We start from the raw sequence: 11578 nt of genomic DNA, 5'->3' as shown, positions 1-11578 counted from the left end.
GGAAACTTGGGGCGGCTTCTACACTGATCGAACACGATTTCCGGGTTAGCGAACTGCCGTCAGCCACTCCTGATGCGCAGCAAGCTTCCCCTTCACCGCATCAAAGTACATACCCTGCAGCTTCTCGGTAATCGGCCCACGCTTGCCCTCACCAATCTGGCGGCCGTCCAGTTCACGGATCGGCAGAACTTCAGCGGCGGTGCCGGTGAAGAAGGCTTCTTCAGCGATGTACACTTCGTCGCGGGTGATGCGGCGTTCTTTCACCACCAGGCCAAGGTCCTTGGCGAAATCGATGATGGTGGCGCGGGTGATGCCGGCCAGGCAGGAGGTCAGTTCCGGGGTGTGCAGCTCACCGTTGCGCACGATGAAGATGTTCTCACCGGAGCCTTCTGCAACGTAACCTTCGTTGTCCAGCAGCAGGGCTTCTTCAGCGCCGCCGGAAATGGCTTCGTTCAGGGCCAGCATGGAGTTGATGTAGTTGCCGTTGGCCTTCGCCTTGCACATGGTGATGTTCACGTGGTGGCGGGTGTAAGAGGAGGTGCGCACCTTGATGCCCAGCTCCTTAGCTTCTGGCGACATGTAAGACGGCCAGCTCCAGGCGGCAACCATTACGTGCACCTGCAGGTTGTCGGCGCGCAGGCCCATGCCTTCGGAGCCCAGGAATACCATGGGGCGCAGGTAGGCTTCGTCCAGGTTGTTCTCACGAACCGCAGCACGCTGGGCTTCGTTGATCACGTCTTTGCTGAACGGCATTTTCATGTTCAGGATGTGGGCGGAGTTGAACAACCGGTCGGTGTGTTCTTTCAGCCGGAAAATTGCCGGGCCGTTCGCGGTGTTGTACGCACGCACGCCTTCAAAGCAGCCAAGGCCGTAATGCAGGGTGTGAGTGAGTACATGGGTTTTGGCTTCCCGCCAGGGAACCATTTCACCATCCAGCCAGATAAGGCCATCGCGATCAGCCATCGACATTTCTACAGTGCTCCTGAATAAGCAGTTTTCGGGGATCCAGCATTCTAGCAGGAAAGCCGGACAGAAATAAATTTAGCTTGCTACTCAAGCATGACTTTTTTCCACATACTTTGGATGTAGTCACGCTCTTCCTGAAATGCGCTGCCCTCCACCTGGCTATTCAGGTTTTGCAGCGCCCGGCGGTGAATGGTCGAACGCAAGGTAATGTATACCTCCCGCAACTTCTCTGTGTCCTCCACCGGCAATACACCGGCACGGCCCAGCTCTTCCATCTGGCGAATATTGTCGCTCCACTGGGTCAGCTCCGGGTGCTCGGCACTCCAGGCGAGCATCAGGTACTGCATCATGAATTCGATATCCACAATACCGCCGGCATCGTGTTTGATGTGAAACACTTCGTCCCGCCGGATTTCCGGCGTGCCGAGGCTACTGCGCATTTTCTCCCGCATCTCCACCACCTGCTGGCGCAGGGCAGCTTTCTCCCTTGGCGTGCACAGAATCTGGTGACGGATACCCTCGAAGGCTTGAAGGGTATCCGGGCAGCCGGCAACGCCACGGGCCCGGGCCAGGGCCTGATGCTCCCAGGTCCAGGCATCGTTCTGTTGGTATTTCTCGAACGCATGTAAGGTGCTGACCAGCAGGCCGGAGTTACCGGACGGCCGCAGGCGCATATCCACTTCATAAAGCTGGCCGGAGGGCGTCTGGGTGCTGAGAATGTGCACAATTCGCTGGCCGAGGCGGGTGTAGAACACCGCGTTGTCGATGGGCTTGTCACCATCGGTGGCCAGTTGCGGGTCGGCCTGGTGCACAAACACCAGGTCCAGATCTGACGTATAACCGAGCTCAATGCCACCCAATTTGCCGTAACCGATAATTGCGAAGTCCGTGTCACACGCCGAACCATCTGCCCGCCGCGGATAACCATGGCGGCTGACCAGGTTGGAGAAGGCCACATCCACCACATGGTCCAGCACCACTTCGGCAATCCAGGTCAGGTAATCACTCACCTTCATCAGGGGCAAAGTTCCCTTTAGCTCAGAAGCTGCCACTCGCAGCACATGGGCCTTCTTGAAGTAACGCAGGGCCTCCATCTGCTCTTCCAGGTCTTCATAGGGAATGCGTAGCATCTGCTGGCGCAAGTCGTCCTGCAGCTCTTCCTTGGCAGGCGGGCTGTACAGGCTTTCGGCATTCAGCAGTTCGTCCAGCAGCAGCGGCGTTTCCGCCAGCAGGCGGGCAATCCAGGGGCTGTCGCTACACAGGCGCACCAGCTGGGTGAGTGCGCCGGGGTTTTCCACCAGCAGCACCATGTAGGCGGTGCGGCGCAAAATGGCCTCTACCAGCTGCAATACCCGGTCGAGGGTTTCCGACGCATTCTCAACATCCATCAACGCGTTCAGCAATAACGGCATGAACTGGTTCAGCCGTTTGCGGCCTTGGGTTTGCAGGGTCTGCACGGTTCGGCTGTCCCGCAGGCTCACCAGGCGCTTGTAACTATCTTCCGGATTTTCGAAACCTTTCTCCGCCAGCCATTCCACCGCAGCGGGCTCTTCCATTTCCGCCAGCCAGAGTTCGTAACAGCCGTCATCCATGCCGTTTTCGGAATCGCCTTCCTCGTCTTCAGTCGCGATGATGTTGGCGAAGTGCCGGGCAACGCGATTGCGATGCTCATCCAGCGCATGCTGGAAGGCGGCCCAGTCATCAAACTCCATAATGCGGGCAACCCGGGCCTGCGACAGTTCGTCGTCCGGCAGAACCTGGGTCTGCTTGTCTTCTATCCCCTGCAGTGCATGTTCCAGGTTGCGCAGGAATACATAGGCCTCGCGCAACTCCTTCACCACAGAAGACGGCAGCAGCTCCAGCTCTTCCAGTTCCTTGAGGATGTTCAGCAGCTCCCGCTGTTGCAGCTCCCGGTCACGACCGCCACGGATCAGCTGAAACGCCTGCACCACAAACTCGATCTCGCGGATACCGCCGCTGCCCAGTTTTATATTGTTCTCCAACCCCTTGCGGCGAACTTCCCGGCTGATCATGTCTTTCATGGTGCGCAGGGATTCGAAGGCGCTGAAATCAATGTATTTCCGATAAACAAAAGGCTTCAGGCTTGCCATCAACACCTGCCCTGCCCGCTGGTCGCCGGCCACTACCCGGGCCTTGACCATGGCATAGCGCTCCCAGTCCCGACCCTGGTCCTGGTAGTAGGTTTCCAGTGCTGCGAAACTCAGTGCCAGGGCACCGCTCTGGCCGTAGGGCCGCAGGCGCATGTCCACCCGGAACACAAAACCATCCGCCGTAATCTGGTCCAGGGCCTGGATCAATCGCTGACCAAGACGGATAAAGAACTGCTGGTTATCCAGGGCCCGGCGGCCACCTTCGGTTTCCCCCTTGGAGGGAAAGGCAAAGATCAGGTCGATATCCGAGGAAACGTTGAGCTCCCGACCGCCCAGCTTACCCATACCCAGCACCACCATTTTCTGGGGCACATGGGCACCGGTCACCGGGTCGCAACCCATGGGGGTACCGAACTCCTCACAGACCTTTTCATAAAGCCAGCTGAGAGCGCCATCAATGGCCACATCGGCAAAGGCGCTGGTGGCCAGCATGGTTTCGTTCAGGTCTGCCCAGTTCATCAGGTCACGCCAGATAATGCGGAACTGGACTTCCCGGCGGTACTGGCGAAGGGCGGCGTGCAGCGATGGCTCGGAATCAACGGTTGCCAGAAAATCGCCCCAGCGCTGTTTCAGCCACGCTTCTGTAGTCGGCTCGGTCAGCGGGCGGGCCTTAGCGGCAGCCTGAACCTGCTCCGGATAACGTTCCAGCGTCTGGGCCAGAAACACACTGCGGGCGCAGGCCTCGGCAACATCCGCCTGTGACAGCTCCGCTGGTAACGAACCCATAGGCTCAGACATAACGCAAACCCCTGTCTCTCTGATATATTTCCGGTACTGTATAACGAACTTGCCACGGACTGAACAGGCAGCCCCACTCCATGATGCGCAATCGTCGCCCGCTGAACCCGGAACACTCGCAGCCACACCTCCCAATGGGAGGGCTGATCCGCCAACGTATCAGCCGGCTATTCCTGACACTGGGAGCCCTGGTTTCCGCGCAGATCCTGATCCTCTGGGCTGTAGAGCCTTTGAGCTTTTTCGAAGCCGTGTGGCTCACAATGACCACACTGGTCACCGTAGGCTATGGTGACTACGCGCCGGTAACCGCCATCGGTCGCATCAGTACCGTGGTGCTGATGTTTGTAACTGCCATCACCCTGCTCACGCTGATTGTCAGCGATTATATTGAATACCGGTTCTACCGCCGTGAACGAATCCTCTCCGGACGCTGGATTTACAACATGAAAGACCACATCGTAATCATCAACACCCCACGCACCGGTGGCGAACAATACTTCATGCGCTTCGCCACCCAGATCCGGTCGATACCGGAATACCACACAGTCCCGATCATGTTGCTGACCCGGCAGTTTCCCGGCGGCCTGCCGGCAGAGCTTCGGGATTGTGGCATGGTGCACTTCCACGGTGCAGGCAATGATCCGGAAGCGCTGAAATCCGTCCACGCTGGCAGCGCCAGGCACGTGATTGTGCTCGCGGCCGACGAGTCCGATCCTTTCTCCGACAGCCTGACCTTCGATATCGCACACCGGCTGGCAGAGTCCAACCTTGGCGGCAAAACCACCGTGGAATGCGTGAGTGATGCCAACCGGGATCGCTTCAAGGCCCTGGGGGTGAGAACCATCATCCGGCCGGTTCGAACCTATCCGGAAATCATGGTGCGCGCCGTGGTGGCGCCAGGTTCAGAGAAAGTGCTGGAAGACATGTTCAACTACGAGCGTGACCACCCCCACCGCTATGATCTGGAACTGGACGACCTGACCTGGGCTGATATCGTCAGCGCCCTGGTTCGCCACGGCATTGGCACGGCACTGGCTTATATCGACCACGAAAATGAAGTGATCTGCCATCCGGAAACCAACAAGGAAGTGGAAGGGAAAGGACTGATCGTACTGGTGCGCTCAACGGAAACACCGGAAGTTTCCGTGGTGGAAGAAGCGTTGGATCGCTACCGGGACTTTTTGGCCCAGTGGCGATCCATGCACGAACAAAATGAGCAAAAGGCCGCGGCAGAGGCTGCCGCTGAAAAAGAAAGCGGTTCCTGAACCGCCTAGCCGACAAGGGCTAGTGCTAACTGCAACCGGCCCAATTCCGGGAATTTTTGAATCAAGTCATCGGTTGTGGTGCCGGATTGGAGCGAATGATTGAGCTCTTGCCACTCCTTATCAAATCCGGCTGCGCTGGCCGCTTTAGTGATCGCACCTAAAGCGCTTGGAGGCAGCTTGACTGACTCACCGGTCAGCCAGCTTACGCTCAGCGTATGCAGCAGCTTCGTTACCGATAAGGGCTCACTGGAAACGAGAATCCCGGGACGGTAAATACCCGCAAGAAAATACCCCTGCTCAGCCTTGCTGACCAGGTTGAGGAACACCGGAACTTCGCAGGCAAGCGCCTTCGCCCAACGCATCAACTCGCCCGGTTCGCCGGCTTTTAGCTCGAATTCCACCTCGTGCAGCGGCAGCGAACGACCGCCACCTAGAATTTCCCCAGAATCGACTGCCACTTCGATAACACTGCTGCCGGATTTCAGCATCACCACCTGCCGCTGGAAGTTGGTTTCGAACGCCAGCGCAAGTGCTGACAGATCGACCAACCCTTGCAGGGGCGTTTGCTCCAGCAGCGATAAATCCAGATTCGGACCAGACAGTTCCCACTCCCACTCCTCACGGCGATGGGCGCCATCCACAAACTCGCCCTTGGTTTTCAGGGTCTGGATAAACCGGTCACCTGCCTGCCGCACCCGCAAGGCGGCCTTAGCACGGTTAAGGGCGGCGTCCGGGGTGTCGAAGTAGCGATTGATCAGGGGCTTGCGCGGGCCTTCACTCGCTTCCGGCCTGGCCAGCAACCACTCAAGGGCTTTGGCTTGGGCAGACTCAGACAAGGTGAGTTTGATTTCGAGCTCTGTGGCCATGGGGTTCTCCGGTAAAAAATGAGTGGCCTTAAAATACAAAAGCCGGTGACCTGAGTCACCGGCTTTTGAGACTACTTGATTAGCTGGTTAGCTGATCAGAAGTAGTAAACGGCACCAAGTGCCAGAGTGGAGCGCTCATCACCTTCGGCGGCAAATGAACCAACTTCGTAATCTTTATCGGCATCAGCGCTGGAAATATAGCCTTCAACATACACGTACATGTTGCTGGACAGGTTATGCAGAGCCTGAATGGTGATGGTATCGTTCTTATCACCAGTCACGTCATCATCTTCCATCTGGTAAGCCAGGGCAAACTGGTTTGCACCCAGAGTATATACACCCATTACACCAAAGATGTCGGAATTGTCTTTGCGAGTCTGATACTCACCAATCAGAGTCAGATCATCCATACCGTAAGTGGCAGACAGGCCATAGCTATTCTCGTTGTCTCCAGCAGATCCATCATTCGAGTCCATCGCGAAAGCGAGCTTCAGAGCATCAACTTCATAAGTGGCTGCCAACTGATACGGGAACGACTTCTCGCTGTTATCTGACTGCTGATCAATTGCATAGCCAGACGGGGAGTTAGCATCAACCACAACAACGTCACGAGTTGCGGACTCACTATCGCCATTAACTTGAACTGCAGCACCCAGAGTCAGGCCACCAAACGACGGAGATTCATACTGAATCAGATCGCCTTCGCCGGTGTCATAGTTTCCAAAGATATCAGAGCCAACTTCGTGGAAGTTGCCAATGATGACAATATTGCGCTCGTACAGAGAGTCGTCAGAACCAACCCAGACTTTACCGAAGTTGTCGCCCTGAACCCCGATGTAGGCTTCGTCAAGACCGTCGATACCGCTGCTCTCGCTCTTATCGTCGGCGTTGATGCCTTCCAGCTCGAGCTTCAAGAAGCCTTTGATGCCAGGAGCAATTTCATGCTCATGCGCAACACCAAGTGTGGTGCCATTGTCAAAATGCTCAAGGCCGTTGAACTTTTGTCCAGCTTCGTTCTCGACATCGTTGTATGTCAGAGCATATTGAATATTACCGTAAACGGTCGGCAGGTTGCTTTCCTGGGCCAGAGCAGCGCCAGAGAAGGTTGCGGCTGCAATAGCAGAAGCAAGAATAGTTTTTTTCATGTTGCGTCTTCCTTTTTGAGTTAACTCAGGTTTTCGACGGGTGTAAGCCCCGATTTTTACTGGCAAATCCAGCAAATGCCGGCTTTACCGGAACCCCGATCAACCCCCATTTATTTCCAACAGGGGGCCGACATTTCTTCTTTTTATCTGGCCGGGAAAGCCCCGAACCTTAGTTCTCAACCACTTACAGAACTTTGCTAAAGTTCAGCGTGATGAACCTGTTTTAATACAATGTTTGCATTTTTGCAAATTTTCACGGGCTAATTTTTAGCCTTTTTTGGTCAGGAAGCAAAGTTCTTTATTCCTCAATGGCTTGACCACAGATTCCGGTTTTATCTACCAAAATCAGGGCCAGAACCCAAAAACCGCTTCCAGAACAATCAACTAACGCAGTCCGAGCTAGCAAAACCACAAGCCGGCTCAAACATTACCTTATCTACCGCCCTTTTGTGAGGCGCCAGATACAACTCTGTCACATTTCTGTGCACTAACCCTTTTTGCCGGTTTCCAGCATGAACGTGACAGGGCCGTCATTTACCAGGGCCACTTTCATGTCTGCACCGAACTGCCCTTCCCCAACACGACTCTCCCCAAGCTCAGCACGGGCCCGGGCCACAAAATTCTGATACAGGGAATTGGCCATATCCGGCGCAGCCGCCAGCGAGAACCCCGGGCGGGTACCGGAGCCGGTATCGGCGGCAAGTGTGAACTGGGGAACAATCAGCAGGGATCCGCCGGAGTCCTGAACATTAACGTTCATCCGGCCCTGCTCGTCGGGGAATACCCGGTAAGAGAGGATTTTTCGGCACAAGTCCCTGGCCTCATTCTGTGCGTCGTCCTTTTCTACACCCAGCAATAACAGAAGCCCCGGCCCGATGGCCGAAATCTTTTCGCCATCCACCGTTACACTGGCTTCGGAAACGCGCTGGATCAGTCCTTTCATTCCATCCCTTGGCAAGATTAGCACAGGGTTAAAAATCAGCAACGCGCAGGAGTGTATAGGGCCATCGGCGGGGCCGCAAGCCCTTGAAGGCCAATAATAAGTCTATGCTCAACCGGCGCTGGGCAGGCTTTTCGCCACTACCTCTTCTACGCCCCGCAACAGCGCATCCACAATAGCCGGCTCGGATGCGGAATGGCCGGCATCCCGGATAATATACAGCTCGGCTTCCGGCCAGGCCTGGTGCAGGGCTAGGGCATTATCCAGCGGGCACACCATGTCGTAACGGCCGTGCACAATTACCCCGGGGATATCCGCCAACCGACCCGCGTCCCGCACAATCTGACCCGGTTCCAGAAAGGCGTTGTTCATGAAGTAGTGGCACTCAATGCGCGCCAGGGCTATGGCGACATGGGGGTGGCCGAAATGCTCCACCACCTTGGGGTTCGGATGCAGGGTGGCGCAACGGCCTTCCCAGATCGACCAGGCCTTGGCCGCCTGAATCTGCTCCAGTTCATTGGCGCTGGTGAGCCGGCGATAGTAGGCCGTCACCATATCACCGCGCTCAGCTTCGGGAATCGGAGCCAGGAAATCCTGCCAGTAATCCGGAAACACCCGGCTCGCGCCTTCCTGATAAAACCACTGAATATCTCGCGGCCGGCACAGAAAGATACCCCGCAACACCAGCCCGAGTACCCGCTCCGGATAGGTTTCGGCATACACCAGGCTGAGCGTGGAGCCCCAGCTGCCGCCAAACAGCAACCAGCGGTCAATGCCCAGAAACTGACGAATGGTTTCCATATCCTGAACCAGCTTGTCGGTGCTGTTGCCTTCCAGCTCCGCCAAAGGCGTGGAACGACCAGCGCCGCGCTGGTCCATCAGGATAATCCGGAAGCGCTCGGCATCGAAAAACCGCCGATGGTAATCCTCACACCCACCACCCGGTCCGCCGTGAACCACAAGCACAGGAATGCCATCCGGATTGCCGGATTCTTCCAGGTACAACTCATGGGGCTCATCTACCGCAAGGCGATGACGGGCGTAGGGTTCGATGTCGGGGTAGAGGTTCAGCATGACGAACTCCGTTTCAGGGATAACGGCAGTCTAGCTGAGATGGACAGGGACAATAAAGGAAGGATTGGTTTGCCACGAAATCCACTAAAGGACACGAAAGAAACTCAAAAGAAAAAGATTATTTTTTTGCCACGGACACTCACGGAATTACACGGACAACTGCCAAAAGCATTTTTGTCCGTGAGGGTCAGTGAGTGTCCGTGGCCAATCAGTTTCTTTTTTTCGTGTTCTTTCGTGGTTTTAGTGGCAAAAAGTCTTTTACTTCTTACCCGCGCGCTTACGCTCGTTCTCGGTCAGAAGCTTCTTGCGCAGACGGATCGACTTGGGCGTGACTTCTACCAGCTCGTCGTCGTCGATGAACTCCAGCGCCTGCTCCAGGGTAAACTTGATGGGCGGCACCAGGCCGATCACTTCGTCTTTACCGGAGGCACGCATGTTGTCCAGCTTCTTGCCCTTGGTGGGGTTAACCACCAGGTCGTTGTCGCGGCTGTGGATACCACAAAGCTGGCCTTCGTAGATTTCCTGGCCCGGGTCCAGGAACAGCTTGCCACGGCTCTGCAGGGTTTCCAGCGAGTAGGTCAGCGCAGTGCCAGTAGCCATGGAAACGATAACACCGTTCTGGCGGCTGGTTACGTCACCCATCTTCACCGGGCCGTAGTGGCTGAAGGTGGAGGTCAGGATGCCGGTACCGGAGGTCATGGTCAGGAAGGTGTTCCGGAAACCGATCAGGCCGCGGGCAGGAATGGTGTATTCCAGGCGGATTCGGCCCTTGCCGTCCGGGATCATGTTGGTCATGTCACCCTTACGCAGACCCATCTGCTCCATGATCGCGCCCTGGTGCTGCTCTTCGATGTCGATGATCACGTTTTCGTACGGCTCTTCCTTCTGGCCGTTTACTTCCTTGACCACCACTTCCGGGCGGCCTACGGCCAGCTCGAAGTTTTCGCGGCGCATGTTCTCGATCAGAACCGAAAGGTGCAGTTCACCACGGCCAGACACCTTGAACTTGTCCGCTGAATCGCCTTCTTCAACACGGAGTGCCACATTGTGCAGCAGCTCTTTTTCCAGGCGCTCTTTGATGTTACGGCTGGTCACGTATTTCCCTTCTTTACCGGCAAACGGCGAATCGTTTACCTGGAAGGTCATGGATACGGTGGGCTCGTCAACGGTCAGCGCCGGCAGGGCTTCTACGTTAGAGGGATCACACAGGGTGTCGGAAATGAACAGCTGGTCCAGGCCACTCACGCACACAATGTCGCCAGCCTGGGCTTCTTCAACCTCTACACGCTGCAGGCCGGAGTGGCCCATGATCTTCAGAATACGGCCGTTACGCTTCTTGCCGTCGGCACCGAGAGCCACCACCGGCGTGTTGGTTTTCACTTTACCGCGCATGATACGGCCGATACCGATTACACCCAGGAAGCTGTTGTAGTCCAGCTGGGAGATCTGCATCTGGAACGGGCCGTCCATGTCAACAGAAGGCGCAGGCACGTGGTCAACAATCGCCTGGAACACGGCGTCCATGTTGTCCTGGAGGTCTTCATGGTCCATACCGGCAATGCCGTTCAGGGCGCTGGCGTAAACAATCGGGAAGTCCAGCTGCTCGTCGGTGGCACCCAGGTTATCGAACAGGTCAAAGACCTGGTCTACAACCCAGTCCGGGCGCGCACCCGGGCGGTCGATCTTGTTCACGACCACAATCGGGCGCAGGCCCGCTGCGAAAGCTTTCTGGGTAACAAAGCGGGTTTGCGGCATGGGGCCGTCGATGGAATCCACCACCAGCAGCACACTGTCTACCATGCTCATTACCCGCTCAACTTCGCCACCGAAGTCAGCGTGGCCCGGGGTGTCTACGATGTTGATATCGTAGTCCTTCCATTTCAGCGCGGTGTTTTTTGCCAGAATGGTAATGCCACGCTCTTTTTCCTGGTCGTTGGAGTCCATAACGCGCTCGTTTTCGAGCTCTTTACGGTCCAGGGTGCCAGACTGGCGCAGCAACTGGTCAACCAGGGTGGTTTTACCGTGGTCGACGTGGGCAATGATGGCGACGTTTCTAAGCTTATCAATCACAACGGGTATCCTGCAGAAATTAGCGGCGCGCAGTATATCGAAAAGTCCATGTCGATAATATGAAGAATAGTGCCTAATATGTAACCAACCCTTCCGGCGCACTGATATCAGGCAATCCACCGGTTTTCGCACCAAAGTGGTGCGCTATTCTGGTGCATTTCCGGGCCGGCCGCCGTACACTTTTGCACACACAACGCACCAAAGCCTTGCCACTGCGCTGTTGTGGCGCAGTTACACAAAACTGGCAAGGCACTTGCTTAGTGAGGAGCAGCCGTAATTGAAAGGTAAGGGCCAAAGGCTTCTGGTAAGCTGCCTACACCTGCAAGAGATCGGGCCTCAGCAC

At 56.2% G+C, this 11578-nt stretch carries 8 protein-coding genes; 1 reads left to right on the top strand and 7 read right to left on the bottom strand.

The features are described 5' to 3' along the window. Positions 1 to 45: 45 nt before the first annotated feature. Both LWH94_RS05680 and glnE read right to left on the bottom strand, forming a co-directional pair. Entirely contained in the window at positions 46 to 969 is a 924-nt protein-coding gene (locus LWH94_RS05680) for a branched-chain amino acid transaminase (RefSeq protein ID WP_094625506.1), read from the bottom strand. A gap of 80 nt (positions 970 to 1049) precedes the next feature. Next, on the bottom strand, positions 1050 to 3875 hold the full coding sequence (gene glnE, locus LWH94_RS05675; RefSeq protein ID WP_232901508.1) for a bifunctional [glutamate--ammonia ligase]-adenylyl-L-tyrosine phosphorylase/[glutamate--ammonia-ligase] adenylyltransferase: 2826 nt from the start codon (positions 3873 to 3875) through the stop codon (positions 1050 to 1052). An 80-nt stretch (positions 3876 to 3955) separates the two neighbouring features. Between glnE and LWH94_RS05670 the strand changes: the two genes are divergently transcribed. Continuing rightward, entirely contained in the window at positions 3956 to 5140 is a 1185-nt protein-coding gene (locus LWH94_RS05670; RefSeq protein WP_058341490.1) for a potassium channel family protein, read from the top strand. A gap of 5 nt (positions 5141 to 5145) precedes the next feature. On the opposite strand, the gene LWH94_RS05665 is transcribed toward LWH94_RS05670, so the two are convergent. The 5 genes from LWH94_RS05665 to typA all read right to left on the bottom strand — a co-directional run bounded on the left by LWH94_RS05665 (position 5146) and on the right by typA (position 11235). Then, positions 5146 to 6006, bottom strand: a complete 861-nt coding sequence (locus tag LWH94_RS05665; protein ID WP_232901507.1) for a CYTH domain-containing protein — start codon at positions 6004 to 6006, stop codon at positions 5146 to 5148. A gap of 95 nt (positions 6007 to 6101) precedes the next feature. Next, a complete protein-coding gene (locus LWH94_RS05660) occupies positions 6102 to 7151 on the bottom strand; it encodes a porin (protein ID WP_232901506.1) in 1050 nt (349 codons plus the stop codon). Positions 7152 to 7638: 487 nt separating this feature from the next. Beyond that, positions 7639 to 8094, bottom strand: a complete 456-nt coding sequence (dtd, locus tag LWH94_RS05655; protein ID WP_232901505.1) for a D-aminoacyl-tRNA deacylase — start codon at positions 8092 to 8094, stop codon at positions 7639 to 7641. Between the two features lie 108 nt (positions 8095 to 8202). Then, positions 8203 to 9165, bottom strand: a complete 963-nt coding sequence (pip, locus tag LWH94_RS05650) for a prolyl aminopeptidase (RefSeq protein ID WP_232901504.1) — start codon at positions 9163 to 9165, stop codon at positions 8203 to 8205. A gap of 258 nt (positions 9166 to 9423) precedes the next feature. Then, the gene (gene typA, locus LWH94_RS05645) at positions 9424 to 11235 is read right to left on the bottom strand and encodes a translational GTPase TypA (protein WP_022989932.1); all 1812 of its coding nucleotides are present in this window, start codon (positions 11233 to 11235) and stop codon (positions 9424 to 9426) included. Positions 11236 to 11578: the final 343 nt, after the last annotated feature.

Origin of the sequence: Marinobacter sp. G11 (genome assembly GCF_021282325.1) — a bacterium.
Classification (GTDB): domain Bacteria; phylum Pseudomonadota; class Gammaproteobacteria; order Pseudomonadales; family Oleiphilaceae; genus Marinobacter; species Marinobacter vinifirmus.
The sequence above is the reverse complement of the archived record's forward strand: the minus strand, read 5'-3'. Positions and strand labels throughout refer to the sequence as shown.

Bases quoted from the DNA above. Each gene is read 5' to 3' on its own strand.
- LWH94_RS05680 (WP_094625506.1), bottom strand. From the start codon at position 969: ATGTCGATGGCTGATCGCGATGGCCTTATCTGGCTGGATGGTGAAATG.
- glnE (WP_232901508.1), bottom strand. From the start codon at position 3,875: ATGTCTGAGCCTATGGGTTCGTTACCAGCGGAGCTGTCACAGGCGGAT.
- LWH94_RS05670 (WP_058341490.1), top strand. From the start codon at position 3,956: ATGATGCGCAATCGTCGCCCGCTGAACCCGGAACACTCGCAGCCACAC.
- LWH94_RS05665 (WP_232901507.1), bottom strand. From the start codon at position 6,006: ATGGCCACAGAGCTCGAAATCAAACTCACCTTGTCTGAGTCTGCCCAA.
- LWH94_RS05660 (WP_232901506.1), bottom strand. From the start codon at position 7,151: ATGAAAAAAACTATTCTTGCTTCTGCTATTGCAGCCGCAACCTTCTCT.
- dtd (WP_232901505.1), bottom strand. From the start codon at position 8,094: ATGAAAGGACTGATCCAGCGCGTTTCCGAAGCCAGTGTAACGGTGGAT.
- pip (WP_232901504.1), bottom strand. From the start codon at position 9,165: ATGCTGAACCTCTACCCCGACATCGAACCCTACGCCCGTCATCGCCTT.